The 23,969-nt window shown below is 73.4% G+C and carries 11 protein-coding genes; 7 read left to right on the plus strand and 4 right to left on the minus strand.

Annotated features, from left to right (window positions below):
• Positions 1–15: 15 nt before the first annotated feature.
• The 4 genes from ACWDAG_RS39350 to ACWDAG_RS39365 all read left to right on the plus strand — a co-directional run bounded on the left by ACWDAG_RS39350 (position 16) and on the right by ACWDAG_RS39365 (position 18,614).
• Positions 16–14,187 (plus strand): SDR family NAD(P)-dependent oxidoreductase, encoded by a 14,172-nt coding sequence (locus tag ACWDAG_RS39350; RefSeq protein ID WP_450700350.1) that lies wholly within the window; start codon positions 16–18, stop codon positions 14,185–14,187.
• A gap of 69 nt (positions 14,188–14,256) precedes the next feature.
• Entirely contained in the window at positions 14,257–16,641 is a 2,385-nt protein-coding gene (locus ACWDAG_RS39355; protein WP_450700351.1) for a thioester reductase domain-containing protein, read from the plus strand.
• The gene (locus tag ACWDAG_RS39360) at positions 16,638–17,777 is read left to right on the plus strand and encodes an alpha/beta hydrolase (protein WP_450700352.1); all 1,140 of its coding nucleotides are present in this window, start codon (positions 16,638–16,640) and stop codon (positions 17,775–17,777) included. Before ACWDAG_RS39355 ends, ACWDAG_RS39360 begins: the two co-directional genes overlap by 4 nt.
• Positions 17,778–17,837: 60 nt before the next feature.
• Positions 17,838–18,614, plus strand: a complete 777-nt coding sequence (locus tag ACWDAG_RS39365) for an alpha/beta fold hydrolase (RefSeq protein WP_450700353.1) — start codon at positions 17,838–17,840, stop codon at positions 18,612–18,614.
• Here the strand turns inward: ACWDAG_RS39365 and ACWDAG_RS39370 are convergent, their stop codons facing one another.
• On the minus strand, positions 18,615–19,148 hold the full coding sequence (locus tag ACWDAG_RS39370; RefSeq protein ID WP_450700354.1) for a DoxX family protein: 534 nt from the start codon (positions 19,146–19,148) through the stop codon (positions 18,615–18,617).
• A 164-nt stretch (positions 19,149–19,312) separates the two neighbouring features.
• Between ACWDAG_RS39370 and ACWDAG_RS39375 the strand changes: the two genes are divergently transcribed.
• Positions 19,313–19,834 (plus strand): hypothetical protein, encoded by a 522-nt coding sequence (locus ACWDAG_RS39375; protein WP_450700355.1) that lies wholly within the window; start codon positions 19,313–19,315, stop codon positions 19,832–19,834.
• Between the two features lie 31 nt (positions 19,835–19,865).
• Here ACWDAG_RS39375 and ACWDAG_RS39380 read toward each other — a convergent pair whose 3' ends face one another.
• The gene (locus ACWDAG_RS39380; RefSeq protein WP_450700356.1) at positions 19,866–20,429 is read right to left on the minus strand and encodes a hemerythrin domain-containing protein; all 564 of its coding nucleotides are present in this window, start codon (positions 20,427–20,429) and stop codon (positions 19,866–19,868) included.
• A 155-nt stretch (positions 20,430–20,584) separates the two neighbouring features.
• Here ACWDAG_RS39380 and ACWDAG_RS39385 point away from each other — a divergent pair, with 155 nt between their 5' ends.
• The gene (locus ACWDAG_RS39385; RefSeq protein WP_450700357.1) at positions 20,585–21,784 is read left to right on the plus strand and encodes an amidohydrolase; all 1,200 of its coding nucleotides are present in this window, start codon (positions 20,585–20,587) and stop codon (positions 21,782–21,784) included.
• A gap of 43 nt (positions 21,785–21,827) precedes the next feature.
• On the opposite strand, the gene ACWDAG_RS39390 is transcribed toward ACWDAG_RS39385, so the two are convergent.
• Together ACWDAG_RS39390 and ACWDAG_RS39395 are read right to left on the minus strand one after the other, a co-directional pair.
• A complete protein-coding gene (locus tag ACWDAG_RS39390; RefSeq protein WP_450700358.1) occupies positions 21,828–22,031 on the minus strand; it encodes a hypothetical protein in 204 nt (67 codons plus the stop codon).
• Positions 22,032–22,051: 20 nt separating this feature from the next.
• Positions 22,052–22,939, minus strand: a complete 888-nt coding sequence (locus ACWDAG_RS39395) for an SDR family NAD(P)-dependent oxidoreductase (protein WP_450700359.1) — start codon at positions 22,937–22,939, stop codon at positions 22,052–22,054.
• A gap of 72 nt (positions 22,940–23,011) precedes the next feature.
• On the opposite strand from ACWDAG_RS39395, the gene ACWDAG_RS39400 reads away from it, so the two are divergent.
• On the plus strand, positions 23,012–23,938 hold the full coding sequence (locus tag ACWDAG_RS39400; RefSeq protein ID WP_450700360.1) for a LysR family transcriptional regulator: 927 nt from the start codon (positions 23,012–23,014) through the stop codon (positions 23,936–23,938).
• Positions 23,939–23,969: the final 31 nt, after the last annotated feature.

Raw genomic sequence — 23,969 nt, forward strand, 5'->3', positions numbered from 1 at the left:
AGGACACCTGCCCCGATGCCTGCGAACGAGTCCGCGAAGCAGCCCGCCGAGCCGTCCCTCACCACACCGCAGAGCGTTCGAGCCTGGCTGATCTCCTCGGTCGCCGAGGCGGCCGGGCTCGACCCGCTGGCCGTCGATCCGCACCGGCCGATCGCGGAATTCGGCCTGGGCTCACGCCAGTTGGTGACGCTGGCGGCACAGCTGTCCGATCGGACCGGCCGGACGCTGAGCCCATCGCTGATCTTCGACCACCCCACCGTCGCGGCGCTGGCCGAGGCAGTGCTCGGCGACCCGCCCGCCGCGACAGCGACGGCCGGCACGGTGCGGTCCGGCCTGTCCGCACGCACGGACGACGACATCGCCATCATCTCGATGGCGTGCCGCTTCCCGGGCGGCGCCGACGACCCCGAGGCGCTGTGGCGGCTGCTGGACTCGGGTGAGGACGTCATCACCGAAGTACCGCCGGGCCGTTGGCGCACCCAGGGCCTGTACGACGCCGACCCGGAAGCCACCGGCAGGGCGTATTCGCTGCGCGGCGGCTATCTGACCGGCATCGACCGTTTCGACGCGGCCTTCTTCGGGATCTCCCCGCGCGAGGCCGCGGCCATGGACCCGCAGCAGCGGCTGCTGCTGCAGACCGCCTGGGAGACCATCGAGCACGCCGGAATCGTGCCGAGCACGCTGAACGGCACCTCGACCGGGGTCTACGTCGGCCTGTACGACAGCGGCTACCTCGCCTCCGCCTCGCTGGGGCAGCTCGACGGCCATGTCGGCACGGGCTCGGCGTCCAGCGTCGCCTCCGGACGCATCGCCTACACCCTCGGCCTGCAGGGACCGGCGGTCACCGTCGACACCGCCTGCTCGTCCTCGCTCGTCGCCCTGCATCTGGCGGCGCGGGCGCTGGCGGGAGGCGAGTGCGACCTGGCGCTGGCGGGTGGCGCGTCGCTGCTGGTGACACCGCGCGCGCATGTCGAGTTCAGCAGGCTGCGCGGGCTGTCGCCGTCCGGGCGGTGCAGCCCGTTCTCCGCGGATGCGGACGGCGTGGTGTGGGCCGAGGGCTGCGGCCTGGTGCTGCTCAAGCGGCTCGCGGACGCGCGCCGGGACGGCGACCGCATCCTGGCCGTGATCAAGGGTTCCGCGATCAACCAGGACGGGCGCAGCCAGGGGCTGAGCGCCCCGAACGGCCCGGCGCAGGAGCGCGTGCTGCGCGCGGCCCTGGACGCGGCCGGACTCCAGCCCGGCGACCTGGACCACGTCGAGGCGCACGGCACCGGCACACCCCTGGGCGACCCCATCGAAGTCCGGGCGCTGGCCGCCGTCTTCGGGCCCGGCCGCCCCGCGGACCGGCCGCTCGACATCGGCTCGCTCAAGTCCAACATCGGTCACGCGCAGGCCGCGGCGGGCATCGGCGGCATCATCAAGACCGTGCTGGCGCTCCAGCACGGCGTGCTCCCCGCGACACTGCACGCCGACACCCCGACCGGGCACGTCGACTGGGCGAACAGTGGCCTGCGCCTCGTCACCGGCCGCCGGGCGTGGCCTCGCGACGAGGAGCGGGTGCGGCGGGCCGGTGTGAGCGCGTTCGGGATCAGCGGGACGAACGCACACGTGGTCCTGGAGGAGGCGCCGCAGGACTCGGCCCGGCCCGGCGCCGACGAGCCGACGGGGCAGACCCTCTTCCCGCTCTCCGCCCGCAGCCCCCAGGCCCTTCGCGGACAGGCGGAACGCCTCCGGCAGGCGCTCACGCGGCAACCGCAGCCGCCGCTCTCCGCCGTCGCGTCGGCACTCACCCACCACCGCACACACTTCGAGCACCGGGCCGTCCTCCGGGCGAGCAGCGACGACGAACTGCTCGACGCCCTGCGCGGACTTGCGGCAGCAGAACCGAACTCCGACCTGACAGTGGGTCCCCAACAGGCGCTACCGAACGGGAAGTTGGCCTTCGTCTTCCCCGGCCAGGGCGCCCAGTGGGCGGGCATGGCCCGCGATCTGCTCGACAGCGACCCGGTGTTCGCCGACGAGCTGGACCGCTGCGACGCGGCCCTGCGCCCGTTCACCACCTGGTCGGTCACGTCAGTCCTGCGGGGCGATGCCGCCGCGCCCTCCCCGGCGCGCGTGGATGTCGTCCAGCCGGTCCTGTTCGCCGTGATGGTCTCCCTGGCCGCCGTGTGGCGGGCGCGCGGTGTACGGCCGGACGCGGTGATCGGCCACAGCCAGGGCGAGGTCGCCGCGGCCTGCGTCGCCGGAGCGCTCAGTCTCAACGACGCCGCCGCCGTGGTCGCCCTGCGCAGCCAGGCCCTGACCGAGCTGTCCGGTTCCGGAACCATGGCGGTCATAGCCCTCCCGCACACCGAGGTCGAACCACTCCTCGCGGAACCGGGCGGCCGGGTGTCGGTCGCCGCCGTGAACAGCGGCCGCTCGACGGTGATCGCCGGCGACGTCGAACCGATCGAGGCCCTCCTCTCCGACCTCGACCGGCGACAGGTGTTCGCCCGCCGTCTCGACGTCGACTACGCCTCCCACACCGCCCACGTCGACCCGGTCCGCGCGACGATCCTCGACGAACTAGACGGTGTCAGCACCTGTCCGACGTCCGTCGCCTGGTACTCGACGGTCACCGGCGAACCGGTCACCGAGGAGCTGGCGGCCGGGTACTGGTACACCAACCTGCGAGAGCCGGTCCGCTTCGGGCCGACCGTGCAGCGGATGGCGTCCGACGGCTACCGCTGCTTCGTCGAGCTGAGCCCTCACCCTGCCCTGCTCACCGCCGTCACGACCGTGGGTGAGGACCATGGGCACGACCTGGTCGCCGTCGGATCACTGCGCCGCGACGAACCCGGACCCGCCTGCCTGGACCGCGCGGCCGCCGAACTCCACGTCCAGGGCCGCCCCATCGACTGGCGGCGTCTCGTTCCCGACACGGCGGCCGCCGACCTGCCGACGTACGCCTGGGACGCACAGCGCCACTGGACCGAACCCGACACCACAGCGGCCGGCCCCAACCTCTTCGACCGCGCAGCCCACCCGGTCCTCGGCATCCAGTTGCAGTCGGCCGACGCGACCCGCTGGACCTTCCGCAACGAGTGGTCCCCGGCCACCACCTCATGGCTGCCGGACCACACAGTGTTCGGGCAGACGGTGGTGTCGGGCACCACTCTGATGGAGCTGTGCCGCGCAGCGCTCGCCGTCGCCCGCCCCGACACCCCCTATGACCTGGCCGATCTGCTGCTGCTCGCGCCCCTGACCCTGCCCGAGGCCGTCCCGGTCGAGGTGTCGGTCGAGGTGGACACCTCCGCTTCCGTACCGGAAATCACCGTGCACAGTCGCCCGCGCGGCCAGGAGACGGCGGGCTGGACCCTGCACGCCACCGCGTCGGCGGCCGAACCCGGCCCCGACACGGATGTCTCGCCGCCGGTGTGGCCGCAGACGGCTGCGGAGGTGTGGGGCGAGGACACGTACGAGCGGCTCGCCGCGCTCGGGCTTCGCTACGGCCCGGCCTTCCGGGGCGTACGGTCGGTGGTCGCGACCGCCGAGGACGAGGTGCTGGCGCGGCTCGTGCTGCCACCTGCGGCCGGGGACGCGGCCGAGGCGTATCCGGTTCATCCGGCGCTCCTGGATGCCGCGTTGCAGGCGGCCGCCGCCTTCGACACGTCCGAGCGGCGGGCGCTGCTGCCGGTGGCGGTGGGCCGCTGTGTCCTCCCGCCGGGTGGGGCGGGCGAACTGACCGCGGTGGTGCGGCGTGTCGGCGGCTCCGGGAGAGACCTCGTCCTGGACGTGAAGCTGTGGGACACGGACGGCATCCCGGCAGGCCGCCTGGAAGGCGTACGGCTGCGGGCCGCCGACCCGTCAGACCTGCGCGCGGGCTCGGAGCACGCCAGGCACCTGTACGAAGTGGCGTGGACGGCGCCGCCCGCAGCACCCACCGCACGCGACCGGGCGACCTGGACGGTGATCGGTGACCCCACGGACCCGGACGTCGAGGCGATCGTACGCGGCCTCACCGCGGCGGGAGTCGAGCTGCACGAGTCGGGTGCCGACATCGTCGTACGGCTCTGGCCGCGTCCGGCGGTGGACGCCGAACCGGCCGCTGCGGCAGGCGAGTTGGCGGCCGAAGCCCTCACGGAGGTGCAGGAACTCACCACCCTCGCGCCGCACGAGGCGCCCGCGCGGACCCTGTGGGTGACCCGCGGTGCGGTCGCGACCGGCGACGCGGACACCGTGCCGGGCCTGGCGCAGTCGGTGCTGTGGGGCCTGGCCCGCAGCACCCGCAGCGAACACCCGGACCTGGGCCTGACCCTGCTCGACCTCGACGGCGGCATCGACAGTGACGATGCCGCGACCGCGATATCGGCTGCCGTCACTCATGGCGACGAGCCCGAACTCGCCCTGAGGGATGGCGAGTTGCTGGTGCCGCGCCTGGTGCGAGCCCGCCCGGCCGACGTGCTGCGGATCCCGGCCGGGGACTGCTATCAGCTGACCGGCCTCCCGGCCGACGTCACCCTGCGCCCGGCGGCGCGTCAGCCGATCGGTCCCGCCCAGGTGCGGATCGAGGTGCAGGCCATCGGCCTGCATCCCACGCACACCCTCTGCGCCGGTGTGCTCACCGAGGTCGGTCCCGAGGTCGAGGGCCTTGCGCAAGGCACACGGGTCGTCGTCCTCACCGATGCCACGCCCGGGTCCGAGCTGGTCGTGGACGCGCGGCTGGTCGCCGCGGTTCCGGACGATCTGCCGTTCACGGCGGCTGTCGCGGTGCCCTCCGCGGCCGAGGGCGAACGGTCGGCCGAGGCCCTGAGCGCCGCCGTCCACGCACCCCGACATCCCCACGTCCTCCCGATCACCGCCGCGCGCGAGGCGCTACTCCGCCGCGAGGCGTCCGGCCGTCCCGTAGTCCTCGACCTCGTCGGCCGCCCTCCTCTCGTGCCCACCGACGGCACGGCGCTGATCACCGGCGGCCTGGGCGCGGTCGGCCGGCAGACAGCCCGCCTGCTGGCCGAACGGGGCGTACCGCGGCTGCTGCTGACTTCCCGTCAGGGGCCGGCCGACCCGCGGGCCGCCGAGGTCGTCGCGGAGCTGACCGCACTCGGTGCCGACGTCGAGGTGGCCGCCTGTGACGTCGCGGACGCGACCGCCCTGGCCGGTGTGCTCGCCGACGTCGGTGACGAGCTGCCGCTGCGCGGCGTGGTGCACTGCGCCGGAGTCCTGGCCGACGGGGTGATCGCCGAGCTGACACCCGAACGGCTCGCCCAGGTGCTGCGCCCCAAGGTCGACGGCGCCGCCCATCTGCACCGGCTGACCGCAGAGCTGCCGCTGGAGCTGTTCCTGCTGATCTCGTCGGCCGCCGGTGTCGTCGGCAACGCCGGGCAGGCCAACTACGCGGCCGCCAACGTCTTCCTCGACCAACTGGCCCACCACCGCAGGGCGCTGGGCCTGCCCGCCGCCTCGATCTCCTTCGGCGCCTGGGCCGGCGAGGGCCTGGCCGCCGAACACGCCGACCTGGAGCGGATGGCCCGCCTGGGCCACCGCACCCTCACCCTTGAGCAGGGCCGCGCCCTGGTGGAACTCTCCCTGCGCCGCGGCACACCGCACCTGCTCGCCTGGCATCTGGACCTGCCCCGCCTGCGCGACAACGCGGCGGCCACCGGCGCGCTGTGGACCTCCCTGCTGCCCTCGCCCCGTCCCGACCGGCAGGCAGGCCGCGGACTGGCGGACCGTCTGGCCCGGCTGAGCGACACCGAACGCGCCGCCCGGGTCCTGGAGTTGGTGTGCGAGGAAGCCGCCCATGCCCTGGGCCTGCCCTCGCCCCGGTCCGTCCGCCCCGACCAGCCGCTGCGCGACCTGGGCATGGACTCGGTGACGGCCGTCGACCTGCGCAACCGTCTCGGCACCCGCATCGGCGTCCGGCTGCCCGCCACCCTGCTCTTCGACCAACCCACTCCCGCCCGCCTCGCCGACCACCTGCTGGCCACCGCGCTCGCACCGGACGGCGGCAGGCTGCACCCCACCGCACCGGTCGTGCAGGCCCGTACGACGGCGCCCGCGTCCGACGAGCCCGTGGCCGTCATCGCCACGGCCTGCCGTCTGCCGGGCGCGGTCGCCTCCCCGCAGGAACTGTGGCGGCTGGTTGCGGAGGGCCGCGACGCGGTGGGCCCGTTCCCGGCCGGGCGCTGGGACGTGGAGTCGCTCTACGACCCCGACCCGGAGGCGCCGGGCAAGTCGTACGCCCGCGAGGGCGGCTTCCTCGACGACATCGACTCCTTCGACGCGTCGTTCTTCGGCATCACACCGAAGGAGGCCGCCGCCATGGACCCGCAGCAGCGGCTGCTGCTGGAGACGGCCTGGGAGTCCGTGGAACGCGCCGGGATCGTGCCCGCCGAACTGGCGGGCAGCACCACCGGCGTGTACGTCGGCATGTTCTCCGGGGACTATCTGGCCGGGGCGCGGCTGGAGGAGCTGGACGGCTACGTCGGCACCGGCTCGGCCCTGAGCGTGGCCTCGGGCCGGCTGGCCTACACGCTCGGGCTGAACGGCCCGGCCCTGACCGTGGACACGGCCTGCTCGTCCTCTCTGGTGGCGGTGCACCTGGCGGCGCAGGCCCTGCGCGCCGGTGAGTGCGACCTGGCCCTGGCGGGCGGGGCGACGCTCATGGTCACCCCGCAGACCTTCGTGGAGTTCAGCCGGCTGCGCGGTCTGTCCCCGACCGGCCGGTGCCGCTCCTTCTCGGATGCCGCCGACGGCGCGGTCTGGGCCGAGGGCGCGGGCATGGTCGTACTGAAGCGGCTGAGCGACGCCCACCGCGACGGGGACGAGGTGCTGGCCGTACTGCGCGGGACCGCGGTGAACCAGGACGGCCGCAGTCAGGGGCTGTCCGCGCCGAACGGTCCGGCGCAGGAACAGGTGATCCGGCGGGCGTTGGAGCTGTCCGGACTCGGCCCGGCCGACATCGACTACGTGGAGGCGCACGGGACCGGCACCACACTCGGCGACCCGATCGAGGCGAACGCCCTCGCGGAGGTCTTCGGCGCCTCGCGGCCCGCCGGCCGGCCGCTGTATCTGGGCTCGCTCAAGTCGAACATCGGCCATGCGCAGGCGGCTTCGGGTGTGGCCGGGCTGATCAAGGTGATCCAGTCGCTGCGGCACGGGATGCTGCCCCGCACCCTGCATGCCGACACCCCCAGCCGGCACGTGGACTGGGCCGACAGCGGGCTGCAGGTGCTCCGAGAGGCGGTGGCGTGGCCGGCCGGTGAGCGGCTGCGGCGTGCTGGAGTGAGCGCCTTCGGCATCAGTGGAACCAACGCACACGTGATCGTGGAGGAGGCGCCGCCGGTCGACACACCCAGTGCGAAGGTTGAGCCCGCGCCGGTCAAGCGGCTGTTCGTGCTGTCGGCGCGCACCGAGGACGCGGTGCGCGGACAGGCCGCACGGCTCGCCGAGCACCTGACCGGTGACACGGCGTTGCCGGACGTGGCCCACACCCTGGCGCTCCACCGCAGCCACTTCGAGCGGCGCACCGCGCTGGTGGCAGGTGACCGGGACGAACTACTGGCAGAGCTGAAGGAGTTGGCCGGTGGACGACGGCCCGTTACGGCGCGTCGCGAGGAGCCGTCCGGCAAGGTGGCCTTCGTGTTCGCCGGGCACGGCGGCCAATGGCCCGGCATGGGCGTGCAGTTGATGGCCGACTCGGATGCCTTCCGCGACGAGCTGACCCGCGTGGACGAGGCGGTCCGCCGGCACGCGGGCTGGTCGGTTCTCGACGTCCTGCGCGCGCCGGAGGAGTTGGCCCCGCTGGGCCGGACCGAGTACCTGCAGCCGACCCTGTTCGCTGTCAACGCCGCGCTGGCCGCCGCCTGGCGTGCACTCGGTGTCGCCCCGGACGCCGTGGTCGGACACAGCCTGGGCGAGATCGCTGCCGCTTACAGCGCGGGCGCCCTGACCATCGAGGACGCCGTGACCGTGGTCTGCGGCCGCGCCCGGGCGGCCGTACCGCTGGTCGGGAAAGGCGGCATGCTCGCCCTGGAGCTCTCGGGCACCCGGGCGCAGGAGCTGCTGGAGCCGTATGCGGGGCGGCTGTTCGTCGCTGCGGTCAACAGCGGGCAGTCCACGGCCGTCTCCGGCGACGCGGACGCGCTGAGCGAACTGCTCGGCCAGTGCCGGGAACTGCAGATCCCCGCCCGGCGGCTGTCCACCCCGTTCGCCTCCCACACCCCCCTGATGGCACCGCTGCGCGACGACCTCCTCGACCGCATCCGCACCGTCGTGGGCGCGCAGACCAGGACGCCGCTGTACTCGACCGTGACGGCACAACCGCTGCCGGGAGACCTGCTGGATGCCGGGTACTGGTACCGCAACCTCAGTGAGCCGGTCCGCTTCGGCGAGACGATCCGGCGGATGCTGGACGACGGGTACCGGTACTTCGTCGAGCTCAGCCCGCACCCCTCGCTCGGCTCCGCCATCGAGTCGGTCGCCGCGGAAGCCGGAATCATCGACGCCGTGAGCATCGCCTCGCTCCGCCGCGAGGAGGGTGGCTACGACGACCTGCTGCGCAGGGTGGGGGAGCTGTACACGGCCGGGCACACCCCAGACTGGCAGGCACTCTTCCCGTCCGGCCGCCGTGTCGACCTGCCCACCTACGCCTTCGCCCGCGAACGCCACTGGCGCACGCCGGCCTCGCCGACCGGCGGCCTCTCGCCCTTGCTGGGCACGCACATCGAGGCCAGCGACGAGGCGGACCGCCACATCTTCCAGACCGAGCTCGACCTGCGCGAGGGACGCTTCGCCTATCTCGCCGACCACCGCGTCACCGGCGAGGTCTGGCTGCCCGCCGCGGCCTTCCTGGACATGGCGATCGAGGCCGCATCAGCCGTGCAGCGCGGCGGCGAAGTGGCGCTGGCCGACGTCAGGTTCGACCAGCCGCTGCGTCTGGACGCGCGGCGGCCGGTGCGGCTGCAACTGGTCCTGCGGCCCACCGAGGACGGCTCGCGTCACTTCACCATCGCCTCGGCCGCGCCCTCCGCGCGCTGGGAACGCCATGTCACCGGGCGTGTCACCCGGGTCGGCGGCGACCGAGCGCCGGACGAGGGCGAATCGCCGGCTGTCCTGCGCGAACAGTGCGGCCAGGAGGCCGACCTGTCCGCCGTCTACGCCCAGCTCGCCGCCCTCGGCATCGCATACGGCCCGGCCTTCCGTGGTCTGGAGCAGGGTGGTTGCGGCGACTCGGCCGCGTGGGGACGGCTTGCCCCGCGGCCCGCCGCCGGTCATCTCCTGCACCCGGCTGTCCTCGACGCCGCCTTCCACACGGCCGCCCTGCCGCACGACACACCCGCGGGGCGGGCCTTCGTACCCGCCGGAGCCGGACGGCTGCACTTCACCGGACGCCGTACGACTCCCGTATGGACGACATGCCGACTGCGCTCCGTGGACGGTGACAGAGCAACCCTCGACCTGCGACTGTACGACGAGGACGAGCAACTCCTGCTCGCCGTCGAGGAGTTCGAGCTCGCCGCGCTCTCCCCACTGGACGGCGCCCTGTTCGAGACCCGCTGGCAGCCGCGCCCACCCGCCAAGCAGGCGCCCGCGCAGGGCAGTTGGCTGATCCTGGCGGACGAGACGGGCGTCACCGCTGAACTCGCCGACCGCCTCGACGCTGCTTCGGTTCCGCATGTGATCGCCCGCAGGGGCGAGGCATACGACGTCCAGAGCCCCGGCCGTTATGTGCTGGACCCAGCGGATCCGCAGCACCTGACCCGCCTGTTCGACGATGCCTTCGCGGACGCGGCACCCGAGCGCATCGTGCAGCTGTCCGCGCTCGACGCCCCGCCGATCGGCGATCCGCGCACCGCGCAGGAGGCGGCGCGGCTGTGCTGCCTGAGCACCCTGCACCTGGTTCGGACGCTCACCGACCGGGCGCAGGGCCCGGCGCCCCGCCTGTTCACCGTCGTCCGGGGCAGCCAGGCCGCCGGCGACAGCACGCAGGTGACCCGTCCCGAACAGGCCCTGGGCTGGGGCTTCGGGCTCGCCCTCGCCCAGGAGCACCCGGAGCTGAAAACCACCCTGATCGACCTGCCGCCCACGGACGGCGTGGACGCCCTGTGGACGCAGCTGCGGTACGCCGACGACGAACGCCTCGTCGCGCTGCGCGGCGCGGACCGCATGGTGCCGCGCCTGGCCCGCACCCGTCCGGACGACGGCGCCCGTGACGGCGCCGACCGCGACGGCGTCCACCTGATCACCGGCGGTCTGGGCGGCCTCGGCCGCGTCGTCGCCGAGCGGCTGGCACGGCGCGGCGCCCGGCAGCTGGCTCTGCTGGGCCGCAGCGCGCCCACTCCGCAAGCGGCGGCCTGGATCGAGGGACTGGAGGAGCGCGGCGTCACCGTGCACGTCGTCCGTGCCGACGTGGCCGACCGCGGCAGCCTTGCGGACGCCTTGGACGCCGTACGACGGGAAGCAGGACCGATCACCACGGTCGTCCACACCGCGGGCGTCCTGGACGACGCCACGGTGGCGAACCTGAGCGAAGAACGCGTCCTGAACGTCCTGGCCCCCAAGGTGCTGGGCACCACCCTGCTCACCCAGCTCGTCCCCGAGGCCGAGAACCTCGTCCTGTTCGCCTCGGCGGCCGGCCTGCTGGGCTCGGCCGGCCAGGGGCCCTACGCGGCGGCCAACGCCTTCCTCGACGCCTGGGCCCACCACCTCTCCCTCGCCGGGAGGCGCGCGCTCAGCCTGGACTGGGGCGCGTGGTCCGGCGTCGGCATGGTCGCGGCCGACGCCACCCGGGCCGCCGAGACCAGCCGCTCGGGCCTCGTTGCCTTCACTCCCGCCGAGGGCGGCGAACTCTTCGACCGCGTCCTGGCCACCGAACGCCGCCAACTCGCCCCCCTCGCCCTGGACTGGGAGCTGCTCGCCCTCGACCCCGACGCCGCACGCACCCGCCCCCTCCTGGCCGACCTGGCCACGGTGCCGACGGACCCGCACGGCTCCGACGACCTGGTCAAGCAGGTGTTCGCGGCGACGACGGACGAACAGCGCACGGACCGGCTCGAGGCATATGTGCGCGCCAGGGTGGGCCAGGTCTCCGGCGGCGCCGTCGACGCCTCCGCCACCACGGGCCTGAAGGAACTGGGCCTGGACTCCCTGATGCTCGTGCGGCTGCGCAACGCCTTCGCCCGGGAGCTGGGCGCCGAACTCCCGTCCGCCGCCGTCTTCTCGGCCACCGACATCCGAGGCCTCGCCCAAGCCCTGGCCGCGGCCCTGCCCGAACGCAGCACAGTGGCACCCCGGACCGAAGCGGCCACCGAAGTGCCGGACAGCGAACAGCGCCCGGCCACCCGCGACGTCGTGCGCCTGCTGCGCAGCGCCCGGCCGGACATGCCGGCCGCGGCCCATGCCGTCGGCCTCGCCGTACGCCTCACCACCGCGACCACCCGTGCCACGCTCACCGGCATCCTCACCCGCCTGGCCGCCCGGCACGCAGCGCTGCGCACCGCGATCGTCACCGGCAGCGAGGGAGGCAGGCAGCTGCGGGTGGAGCGGGAGCCCGCACAGCCGCTGCTGCGCTGGACGGCCGTACCCGCAGCCGACGAACTCGACGCCGCCGACCGGCTCCGCCGGCTGCTGGAGCCGCCGTTCGACCTCACACAGCCCCCACTGTGGCGGTTCGAACTCCTCGACGGCGGTGAGCGTGGCCAGATCCTGCTGTACGGCGCCCACCACGCGGTCAGCGACCTGCAGTCCCTGCTGCTGGTGGCCGCCGAGATCGACACCGAACTGTCCGGCACCGCCCTTCCGGGCACGGTCACCAACCGCGACCTGGACCTGTTGATCGAGGCCCAGCAGCCGGGGGAGGGCCCCGGAACCGGCGCGGCCGAGTGGCGTGAGGCCTTCCACGGCAGTGAGCGCCTCGACCTGACGCTCACGCAGCCGCGTCCGGCCGCACGTTCGTACCGGGCCGGCAGCGTGAGCGTGGCGATCCCCGACGGCCTCATGGAACGGGTGTCGGTGTCCGCGAGCGGCCTCGCCGTGACACCTGCCGCCTTCTGCCTGGGCGCCCTGACCGTGCTGCTGGCCCGGCTGCGCGACCGGGAACGCTTCGTCCTCGCCGTACCGGTCGACACCCGCATCCACGCCGACGCGTTCGACGCGGTGGGCTTCTTCGGCGTACCGGTGCCCTTCCCCGCCGAGGCGAGGGCGCAGGAGCGGATCGAGGACGTGCTGCGCCGCACCGACAGCCGCCTGGAGAAGATCCTCACCAAGGGCGCGATGTTCTCGGACGTCCTGCCGGTGCTGGCCAGGCAGGGCCTGTACCGGCCCGACGCGCCACTGGTGGAGGTGTACTTCAACTACGTCCGTGCCGCGGGCAGCCTCACCGGCCTGGAGGTGCTGCCGGTGGGGACCGGCCACTCCGACCTCGACCTCATGATCACCGTGACGCCGGAGGCCGGCCGCCTCCGGCTCGACCACAACCTCGACATCCTCGACACGGCCACCGTCACGGGGCTGGGGGAGGAGCTGGTCCGGCTGCTCGCGGAGATCGTCGAGGACGCCTCGCAGCCGGTGGGTACGGCGCCTGCTGCCGGACAGCCCGGCCCTGGCACGGAGGCCGCCCCGCGCCCCGCACTCGCCCTCGCCGCCACCTTCGCCCTCGGCAACCTGCCCCTGATGTGCGAGGCGGCCCTCAACGACGCGGCACCGGACGACACCGCGACGACCATCGCGGAAGCCCCGTACCACCACGTGCTGGCGGGCCTTCGGGATCCGTCCGGCGTCTTCGCCGACCCGGCGACGGCAGTGGGCGTGGTGCTGCTGCGGGCGGCGGACCTGGAGCGGTTCGGGCCGGTGGACGACGCGCTGCTCACCGAGTTGCGCACCGCCTACCCCGCCGCCCTGCGGGCCCTGGCCGAGCGCACCCGCAAGCCGCTGATCGTCGGCTTCCTGCCCGCCGCACACACCCCGGAGCGCCTGCGGCGCTGGGAGCACGAACTGGCCGCCGACCTCGCCGAGTTGCCCGCAACAGCCGTACTCGGCCCCGACGACTGGACCAGCCGGCACGCCGTCGAGGAACGCTTCGACGAACGCACCGAGCGTCTGGCCCACCTGCCCTTCACCCCCCACTTCCAGGCGGCCGTCGCCCTGCGTCTCGCCGAAGTCGTGCAGGCCGTGCGCCGCCCCGCGCCGAAGGTGATCGCCGTGGACGGCGACGAGACCCTGTGGGGCGGGGTGGCCGGGGAGATCGGCCCCGGGGCGGTGGACCTGACCGGTCCCCGGGCCCTGCTGGCCCGCAGGCTGCTCCAGTGGCGTGCGGCCGGCGCGCTGCTGGTGCTGGTCAGCAACAACGACGAGAACACGGTGCGCGCGGTCCTGGACCGCCCGGACAGTCTGCTGAAGCCGGAACACTTCAGCGTGCTCTCCGCCGCCTGGGGCCCCAAGCCGGACCGCCTCGCCGAGGCGGCGCGCACGCTCAACCTCGGCCTGGACAGCTTCCTGTTCCTCGACGACAACCCCGCCGAGATCGCCAAGGTCCGCTCGGCGCTGCCGCAGATGCTCGCGGTCACCTGCCCGCCGACACCCGAATTCGAAGCGTTCCTGGGGCGGTTGTGGCCGCTGGTGCCGTCGGCGGCAACGTCCGAGGACGCGCTGCGCGCCCGCTTCTACGAACAGGAAAGGGAGCGGGACACCGCCCGCGAGCAGGCCGGCTTCGAGCAGTTCCTGGCCGGGCTGCGACTGGAGGTCGACATCCGGCCCCTGACCGCCACCGACGTCCTCCGGGCCGAGCAACTGGTGTGCCGCACCAACCAGTTCACCCTCCACCCGCGCTCCGACGACGGCCACGACGTCGCCCGCTGGAGCGAGCACAGCGAGGTGTGGACCGCAGCGGCCCGGGACCGGTTCGGCGACTACGGCCAGATCGCCCTCCTCGCCCTGCGTGCGGACGGCGACCGGCTCGACGTACCGGCCTGGCTGATGAGCTGCCGCGCCCTCGGCCGGGGCGTCGAGGAACGCCTGCTGCAGTGGCTCGCCGACCGTGCCGACGACCTCGGCTGCACCAAGGTCCGGCTGACCGCGCAGCGCACCGAACGCAATGCACCGGCCCGTCGGCTGCTGGCCGCCCTGGGCGGGGGAGAGCAGGACGACGAGCGCCTGGAGTGCGTGGTCACGCCCGAACACCTGCGGGCGTTCCGCTCCTGGCAGCAGTGACCGACGACGAAGCAGAGAGCAAGAGGAGAGGAACCGAGGACATGGCTGCCGACAGGGTGAAGGGCACTGATGCGTGAGATGAGCGAGGACGCGTCGACGTACGCCGGTCAGCGGGCGACGGCGGAGTCGATCGAGCGCGGCGGAAGCGGTCTGAGTGTGAGCGATCTGCTGGCGAGGGTCGTTCCGGCTGCCGTAGCCGCACACTCCACCACCGCCGCGGACGGGGCGCCCGACACGGATCCGCCCCCGCCCCCGGACGTCGACGTGCTCGCCGCCGTCATCGCCGCGGCGGCCGGCCGCCATCTGCCCGAGGGACCTCTCTCGCCGGACACCGACTTCTTCGACGCCGGCGGCAGTTCCGTGAACGCGGTGGAACTCGTGGCGGAGCTGGAGCAGGAACTGGGCATCGAGGTCGATCTGGACGAGGTCTTCGCCGACGCCCGCCCGAGCAGTCTCGCCCGCCGCTGGGCACGGATCCCCGGAATCAGGGCCGTTGCCCCCCCGGTCACCACCGCGGGACAACCGACGGCCGGAACGACGACCGCGCCGATCGTCCCCTCTCCCCGCACACCACCGCCCCCGGCCGCACGGCTGTCCGAGCCCGCCCGTGCGCCGCACACCGCCGCCCGCCGCGAAGACCTCGACCAGATCCTGGCCGACCTCGCCCTTGCCGACCGCCTTCCGTTCATCGCCGCTCCCGAGCCGTTGCCGCACCGCCGGATCCTGCTCACCGGCGCGACCGGTTTCCTCGGCAGCCACATGCTCCTGGACCTGCTGCGCCACAGCGACGCCCATGTGTACTGCCTGGTACGCGCCGCCGACGAGGAAGCGGCCGAGACCCGGCTCGGCGAGGCCCTGCGCAGCTACCGGTTGCCCTGGTCGACGGAGGTCCGCCGCCGCATCACCGTGCTGCCCGGCGACATCCGCCGCCCGCACCTCGGCCTGAGCGAGGAACGGTGGAGCGAGCTCGCGCACGAACTGGACGGCATCGTCGGCGTGGCCGCAGCCGTGGACTTCCTGCGCGGCTACCAGTCACTGCGCGCCAGCAACGTCCTCGGCACGCTCGCCCTGGCCGAACTGGCGGCCGCCGGCCGCCCCAAACCCCTGCACCACATCTCCTCCATCGCCGTCTTCAACGAGGTCGGCATCACCTCCATGGGCGAGGACGACCCCCTGGCCCACGCCGACCGCCTCATCGCGGGCTACGACCAGACCAAGTGGGCCGCGGAGGTCGCGCTGCGCCGCGCCCGCGACCACGGCCTGATCGTCACCGCCCTGCGCCCGGGAGGCATCGGCGGCCACACCAGGACCGGCGCCTACAACCCCCAGGACCTCTCCAGCGGCCTGGTCTCGGCCTTCGGCCGCTTCCGCACGGTTCCCGCGTTCCGCTACCTCAACTCCGCCCCGGTGGACTGGGTGAGCCGGGTCGCGGTCGGCGTCATCTGCGAACCCGACGCCTGGGGCTTCGACTACAACCTGACCGGCGTACCCAACACCCTCGACGACGTCGTACAGGACATGGCCCTGGGTGGCATGCACGTGCGCGTCAAGGACTGGGACGACTGGCGCACCGACACCCTGGCCCGCCTGCAGGCCGAACCGATACCCGAACTGACGTTCCTGTCCCGGGTGTTGCAGAGCCCCACCGCACTCAAGCTGTGCGAGGCCACCCTCAAGGGACCGGCGGCCGGCGACGAACGCACCGCCCACCTCGTCGAGGCCCTCGGCCTGCCACCGGCCACCCGCTACGACGCCCGCGCACAGCTCAAGACCTTCGAGCGGCTGGCGGAAGACGGCCTGGCCCGGCTGCCGCACAAGGACGACCAGCCCTACCTCTGGTTCACGGAGACCACCGAGGGGCATGTGGGCCCGGTCGCAGCCCCCGCCGAAACGCCCTGCTCGATGACGCTGACTCTCTCCATCGCGAGCATGCACCAGCTCGTCACCGAGCGCCGCATCGACGTACGCGGACACCTTGCCTGCCCGGCCGCACACCCCGACCCGCTGACCGTGGAACGCGGCGACGTGTGGATCCGCCCCGAGGAGGGCATCCCCGAACACCACGGCCTGACCCACCAACTCCTGCGCTACCGGCTGCTGTTGCGCGATGCGGAGGGCGGCAGCTGGTGGCTGGAGGGCCGCAAACACGCCCGCGCCCGCCGTGACATCTGGCGCCAGACCCGTGCCCTGAGCATCGAGATCGGACGCGAGGGCGAACCCGCCCTCCTGGCCGGCGAGTTGGTCGTACCCGCGGACAGCTACGTACGCGACCAGATCGACGGCATCAATGTCGACCCCCGTCTCACCGGCCGGGAGCAGCGCGCCGCCAAGCTGACCTGGCTCGCCTGGTTCGGCCTCCAGATGGGCCGCGGTCTGCTCGGCCCCTTCACCAGGGCCGCCGCCGACCTCCTCGACCTGCGCCGCACCCAGCACCCCACGGAGCACAACCGATGATCTTCAAGGCGACGAAACCCACCACCAGGCCGGCCCTCCGCAAGGTCAGAACCACCCCCACCCTGCGCCCCCTGCACCACCGTCTCGACCCGCGGCGGGTCGAGGAGATCCCCTTCCACGCCCCGGACGGCGTCCGCCTCGGCCTGACCCGCATCGAAACCGGCGAGCGGGACCGCCCCGCAGTGCTCCTGCTGCACGGCCACACGGCCTCCGCCGACATGTTCCTGCTGCCGGAGATCCGCAACCTCGTCGACGTCCTGCTCGACGACGGCTACGAGCCGTGGCTGCTGGACTGGCGCGGCAGCTGCCGCCTGCCCTACAACGCCACCGGCCGGAAATACACCTACGACGACGTCGCCCTGTACGACATCCCCGCCGCCATCTCCCACATCCGCGCCCGCATCGGCGAGGACCGCCCGCTGTTCGCCGTGGCCCACTGCATCGGCGCCCTCACCCTGTCGCTGAGCATGACGGCGGGCCTGGTCCCGGGCCTGGCGGGCGTGGTGGCGCAGGGCGTGTTCCTCACGCCGAAACTCGGCGGCCGCACCTCACTGCGCATGTCCCTGGCCGGGGAACTGCTGAAGTCCCGTCTCGACCACATCCCCGTCGACTTCCGCACGGTGGGGCTGCGCTCCAAGTACACGCCCCTGTTCGCACTGGCCTCCCGCAAGGCGAGCTGCCCCGATCCCACCTGCCAGATCCTGCACCACTCGGCATGGGGCACGGGTGCCTCGCTCTTCGTCCACGAGCACCTGACCGAGACCACCCACAACCGGCTGGCCGACCTCCTCGGCCCCGCGCCCCTGTGGATCCTGCCGCATCTGCGCCGCATCGAACTGGCCCGCACTGTGGTCCGCTGGCACGACACCGACCACCGCTACGCGGCCCTACCGCCCAACGCCCTCGATGCCGCAGACGGGATCGACAGCCCGCTCCTGCTCCTGGCGGGCAGCGACAACGGCCTGTGGCTGGACTCCCAGCAGCTGTGCCGCGACGTCCTCGCCCGCCGCCACCCGCACCTGGACGTGACGTACACCGAGATCCCCGGCTACGGCCACCTGGACACCTTCCTCGGTCGGGGCGCCGCCCTCGACGTCTTCGGGCACATCCTCGACTTCCTCGGCGAACGCCGGTGACGAGGGCCCCGCCGACCGCTAACGTACTCGCCAGTAACCGGACCGTATCCAGGAGGCACCATGCCGCAGCTCGAAGTCGACGGCGCAGCGCTGACGTACGACGACGAGGGCCCCCGCGACGGCGACGGTGTGCCCCTGGTGTTCATCCACGGCTGGACCGCCAACCGCCACCGCTGGGACCACCAGATGGCGCACTTCGCCGAGAAGCGCAGGGTGATCCGCCTCGATCTGCGCGGCCACGGCGAGAGCAGCGGCGCGGGGGTGCCCACCGTCGCGGAACTGGCCGCCGACGTCCTTGCTCTGCTCGACCACCTCGAAGTCGAACGGGCCGTCCTCGTGGGCCACTCGATGGGCGGCATGATCGCGCAGACCATCACCCTCGACCACTCCGAGCGCGTCGAGCGGCTCGTGCTGGTCGACTCCATCGCCCGTATGACCTACAGCCGCGGCCGCGGACTGCTGATGGCGGCCTCGACGCTGGTGCCCTACAAGCTGTTCGTCGCCACCAACATCCAGCGCGCCTTCGCCCCCGGCTACCCCCGCGAGGAGGTCCGCGCCTGCATCAAGGCGTCCGCCGCCACCCCGCGCGAGGTCGTCATGACGCTCTACGGCGCCATGCGCGCCTTCGACGTCCTGGACCGGGTCGGCGAGATCCGCGTACCCACCCTCCTGATCCACGGCTACCACGACATCCAGCTGCCGGTGCAGCAGATGCTGCGTATGGCCAAGGCCTACCCGGACGCCGAGGTCCGCATCATCGACGCCGGCCACGAACTGCCGGTGGAGAAGCCGGCGGAACTGACCACGACCCTCGAACGGTTCCTCGCCCGCGGGTGATCAGCGCGCCAGCCGGGCCCGGACCCCGCCGACCGCGGCGGCGGGCCGGGCCGTGGCCCGCACGGACCGGCGCACCAGATGGGCATCGCGCCGCAGATCATGGGCGGCATGACGGCCACGCCACGCCAGCGAGGGGGCGCCCGCGGTGTCGTCGGCCGCGATGAGCAGACCGCCGAGCATCGACAGGTTCTTGAGGAAGTGGATGCGCTGCTGGGCGCGCTCCTCGGGGTCGTCCGCCTCCCAGAAACGGTGACCCGCAAGCGTCGTCGGCACCAGCGTGGCCGCGATGGCCAGCGCGGCCGGCCGGGGCAACCGGCCGCTCGCCAGCAGCAGACCCGCCACCACCTGCACGGCGCCGTTGAGCCGTACGACCTGCTCGGTGCGGTCCGGCAGGGCCTCGACCCGCTCGGTGACCGGCTGGACGACGGGCTCGGCCACGGGAGCGACCTCCTCGGGAGCGCGCAGCGTGTTCAGACCACCGGAGACGAACATGGAGGCGAGCATGGGGCGGCCGACCAGACGCAGAAGACTCATGACCTCTCCAAGGGGTGGGCGCGTACAGACACCCACCGGGTTCCCGCGCCGCTGTGGTCGATGCCACGTCACCGGACCGGATGCGGGCATGTCCCCGCCCGAGCCGGCCAGCTACCGTTTTTCACCAGCCCCTGCCCTCTCCCCACGCACGGACGGCCCCCGCAGTGCTCGCAGACCTCTCCCCGCTCATCGCGGCGACCGCCCAGTGGCTGACCTGCGCCTACCCTTCCGGCGGCGGCGCACTGGCCTCGGCCCTGTGCGAGGTGCAGGCCCGCCAGGCCGTGACGGTGGCGGCATGGCTGCGCTATCCCACTCCGGTGGACGCCGCCCTGGTCGGCATGGCGGGCCCGGGAGGATCCGCCCGGCTCGACTGGATCGCCGGCGCGGACGACACAGGCGGCCCGGACGCGGACGTCCACGCCTGGCGCACCTGGGTCGACGAGGTCGTGGCCAGCTGGGCGGCCTGTCTGCTGAGCGACCCGGAACTGGCCGGCCGCGCGGTGGCCGCGGTCGCCGAGGGCAGCCATACGGCCACCACGCCCGCCGCGTTCCGGCGCCTGGTGGCGCCCGACGAGAGCGACCGGCGGGCTGCGGCTCTGCTGCGCCACCCCGACCTGCTCGCCCCGGTGACCGCACTCCACCAGGACCAGCTGATGAACCTGCTCAAGCCGGGACAACCCGCCTGAGAGGCGGTGGCGCAGGCGCCGGTCGGTCCCGTCAGTCGTGCTTGCCCCGCCCGCTCAGCGCGTCCCGCAGCCGGTCGACCAGCCCGGCACCCGGCGCCAGCAGCTTGTTGGCCGGAGGCGTGTCCGGTGCGGAAGGGTGCGGCCGGGTCGGCGCGAGCTTCTTGGCCTGGCGGACCTTGTCTCCCAGATCGTCGAGCACCTGCGCCGTGCACGCCGTGCGCAGCTGGGGAAAGAGGTTCTCCTCCTCGTCGGCGATGTGCGCGCGGACCTCGCTCATCAGCCTCGCGACCAGCCGGTCGAACTCGGCGTCGCCCGCTTCGCAGCTCTCCAGGTCCTTCATGATCTGCTCGGCGCCGGCGTGGTCCTCGATCTCCCTGTCCGCCATGGTGTTCCCGTTGACCAGGTGTTCCCGCACCGCCGGGTAGAGGTACTCCTCCTCGGCCACCGAGTGCCGGACCAGTTCCATCGTGGCCTGGTCGGCGTACACCTTGCGGTCCTTGTCACCGGACGGCAGCGCCTCGATCCGGCCGAAGAGCTCCTCGACCTCCCGGTGATCGGTCATCAGCTCGTCGATGACGTTTCCACCGTGTCCCATCCCTTTCCACCTCCAGCCAGGAAGCGGCGGCTCCCCGTCCGGATCCGCCGGAGCCCCCGAGTGCCCCGTCCGCAGCGGGTTAACGGTGTGGGAGGCCGAGTTGTTGGAACCCGCCCAGAGACACACACGCACGTGGAAAACCTCGGGAGGCCGGTGTGGCGGACGCGGTGGACGAGGCGCTCGGACGGGTGGTGAGGGAGGTGGCCGCCCGTGCGGAGCGGCTGTGGGAGGTCGCCCTGGCCCTGCACGCCGACCCCGAGTACGGATTCGAGGAACACCGGGCGGTGCGGCTGCTGAGCGGCGAGCTCGAACGCGAGGGGTTCACGGTGCATCGGGAGCTCGCCGGAATGCCCACCGCCTTCGCCGCACGGGCGGGAACGGTCCGCCGGCCGGCGGTGGCCCTCCTTCTGGAGTACGACGCCCTGCCCGGGCTCGGGCACGCCTGCGGCCACAACCTGATCGCCGCGGCCGGTCTCGGCGCCGCGCTCGCGGCACGAGCCGTCCTGGGGGACGGCGCGGGGACCGTATGGGCCGTGGGTACGCCCGCCGAGGAGGGCGGCGGCGGCAAGGTCACCGAGACCGAGGCGGGCGTCTTCGACGACGTCGACGCCGCCCTGATGTTCCATCCCGGCGTCCACAGCTGGCAGTGGGCACCGCTGACCGCCCAGACGCAGTACCGCATCGGCTTCCACGGCCGCGCCGCCCACCCCACCGGGAACCCGACCGAGGGCATCGACGCCCTCGCGGCCCTCATCCAGCTGTTCAACGCCCTCGCCGCCATGGGCCCGCGCCTCCCGCAGGGCTCGCACGTCCAGGGCATCGTCACCGACGGCGGCCTGGCGACGAACATCGTCCCCGAGTACGCCGAAGGCCTCTTCGGCCTGCGCGCCGCGACGACCGCCGCTCTGGAGGACCTGGCGGGGGAGGTGCTGACCTGCGCACAGGGCGTGGCCCGCGCCATGGGCACGACGGTCACGTTCGGCCGGGCCACGCCGCGATACGAGCACTTCCGCGACAGTACGGCCCTGTCCGTACGGTTCGCCCGGCATCTGGCCCGCGCGGGCATCGACCTCACGCCGCCGGCGCCCGGCGTGTTCCTGGGCTCCTCGGACATCGGCAACGTCAGCGGACGGGTGCCCGCGATCCACCCCTTCGTCGCGATCATGGATCCGGACGGCTCCGACCACACCCCCGAGTTCGCCACCGCGGCAGCCTCCGACCGGGCCCGCCGTGTGATGCTCGCGGCGACGGAAGCGCTGGCCTGCACAGCGGTGGAACTGCTGCTGTCGGTAGAGCTGCGCGAGCAGGCGTGGCGCGAGCACGGGGGCGGTGTCGCAGCAGTGGCCCGGCGCTGACGCTCCCCCGCGCGAGCCGTCGGGCTGTGCTCGGTGCCGCCCGTCATCCCCCGAGGGCGCCGAGGAGGTCCGTCCGCGCGGGACCGGCCGGCCTGTGCTGCTCGACCTCGGGGACGAGGCGGGACACGGCGTCGGCGACGCCCGGAGCTTGCAGCGCCTCCTGAGCGCCGGGAAGGAGAGGGGCCGCGGCCCGCTCGGCCCGCAGGGCGTCCGCATCGTGCTGGGCCTTCCCCGCACGGCGGCGCACCCCATGCACCCGGCCGGGGCTCAGGGGGTGAGCAGCCGGTCCTGCTCGACCGGGGGAGTGCCGTCGTGCCAGGGCAGGGCCTTGCCGAAGCGCACCAACTCGCCGTAGTGGGCCGGATCGACGTGTTCGGCGAAGACCAGGTCGAGCACGGCGCGGGCGGCCCGGGCGGGCGATTGGGCGTGGCTGTAGTCGCTGAACCAGGGGCGGGAGGTGGCGGTGTCGACCATGCCGGGGCACACGGAGGCGATCAGGGTGCCGGTGGCGAGGTCGCGCTCGCGGCGCTCGGCGGCCACCGCGCGGACGGCGGCGACCTGGGCGACCTTCGAGGGCACGTTCAGCCAGCGGGGCCAGCCCGCCTCCTCGGCGGTCTTGTCGTGGATCAGGCTGCGCCAGTGCTCGACGGCGGACTCGACCTGGTCGAGGCTCGCGCCGTCGAACAGGTGGTGCAGCCGCGGGTCGAGGTGGCCGAGGGTGCCCAGGGTGCTGGCCACGACGAGCAGTCGGCCGCCGGGGCGCAGGATCGGGGCGAAGGAGCGCAGGATCGTGTGGGTGGCGGTGTTGGAGACGTCGATGAACTCGTCGGCCCGCGCGGCCTGGGACTCCTCGGGCAGCACACGGGCGACCGCATTGGAGATCACGACGTCGACGCCGCCGTACCGTGCGCGCAGCTCATCGGCGAGTGCGGTGACGGCGCCGGTGTCGCTGACGTCCAGGACCCTGCCCTGAACCTGGCTGCGGGTGCCGGGCAGCTGCGCCACCGCGCGGGCGGCGTCCGCCACACGCAACTGGTCGCGGCCGGTGAGCAGCACCAGGTCGTCCGGGCTCATACGGGCCGCCAGCCCTTCGGTCAGTGCGCGGCCCAGTCCCTGGTTGGCGCCCGTGACGAGAGCGATTCGCGAAGCATTCATGCCTGCCACGCTAGAAACGGCAGGCCCCATGAGTCCAACGAATGTTGAGCACAGCTAGTATGCGCAATCGTCATGGACTTCACGGATGTGTCGCTGACCGCGCTGCGCGTCTTGCGCGCGGTCGCCGAACAGGGAACCTTCACCGCGGCCGCCGCAACGCTGGGCTACACCCAGTCGGCGGTGTCCCGGCAGATCGCCGCGATCGAACGGGCGGCAGGCGCTCAGCTGCTGGAACGGCGGCGCGACGGAGTCCGCCTGACGGCGGCCGGCCGCGTCGTGATGCGCCGCGGGGCGACCGTGCTCGACGAGATCGATGCGACCGCGCGCGAACTGTCCGGCATGCCCGAGCAGTCCGGCACCGTCCGCCTGGGCTGGTTCCCCAGCGCCGGAGCCGTCCTGCTCCCCACCGCCCTGGCGATGCTGCGCCGCACGGATCCAGGGCTCGACGTCGTCAGCCGGGAAGGCAGCACCCCGGCACTGGTGCGTGCCCTGCGGGCCGGCACCCTCGACCTCGCCCTCCTGGCGTCGATGCCACCGTTCCGCCCACCGGACACCGAGTCACCCCCACTGGTCCTGCAGACGCTCGCCGAACGGGCCCTGCGTCTCGCGGTGCCCGCCGGCCACCCCCTGGCCCGTGGCGACTTCGTCGACGTCGCCGACCTGCGCGGGCAGCGCTGGATCGGGAGCGCCGGTTCCGGTGAGGACCGGCTGATGGGAGTGTGGCCCGGCCTGGACGAACGACCCGAGATCGCCCACACCGCCCGCGACTGGCTCGCCAAGCTCCAGCTGGTCGCCGCCGGCTGCGGCCTCACCACCGTGCCCGCGACACTCGCTCCCGCCGCGCCGCCAGGCGTACGCATCCTGCCGGTCCGCGGCGGACCCCAGGAACACCGGCGCCTGCTCCTCGCCCGCCTTCCGCACCCACCCGTCGAACCGGTCGTCCGCGTGGCAGCCGCCCTCCGCGCCGCAGCCCTCAACACCCCCAGCGCCAACGGCTGACACAGCGTCGGGTCCGCGCAGTGCGCGGACC

The organism is Streptomyces sp. NPDC001157 (assembly GCF_053598255.1).

Coding starts and splice junctions, on each gene's coding strand:
- ACWDAG_RS39350 (WP_450700350.1), top strand. CDS start 16: ATGCCTGCGAACGAGTCCGCGAAGCAGCCCGCCGAGCCGTCCCTCACC.
- ACWDAG_RS39355 (WP_450700351.1), top strand. CDS start 14,257: ATGCGTGAGATGAGCGAGGACGCGTCGACGTACGCCGGTCAGCGGGCG.
- ACWDAG_RS39360 (WP_450700352.1), top strand. CDS start 16,638: ATGATCTTCAAGGCGACGAAACCCACCACCAGGCCGGCCCTCCGCAAG.
- ACWDAG_RS39365 (WP_450700353.1), top strand. CDS start 17,838: ATGCCGCAGCTCGAAGTCGACGGCGCAGCGCTGACGTACGACGACGAG.
- ACWDAG_RS39370 (WP_450700354.1), bottom strand. CDS start 19,148: ATGAGTCTTCTGCGTCTGGTCGGCCGCCCCATGCTCGCCTCCATGTTC.
- ACWDAG_RS39380 (WP_450700356.1), bottom strand. CDS start 20,429: ATGGGACACGGTGGAAACGTCATCGACGAGCTGATGACCGATCACCGG.
- ACWDAG_RS39395 (WP_450700359.1), bottom strand. CDS start 22,939: ATGAATGCTTCGCGAATCGCTCTCGTCACGGGCGCCAACCAGGGACTG.
- ACWDAG_RS39400 (WP_450700360.1), top strand. CDS start 23,012: ATGGACTTCACGGATGTGTCGCTGACCGCGCTGCGCGTCTTGCGCGCG.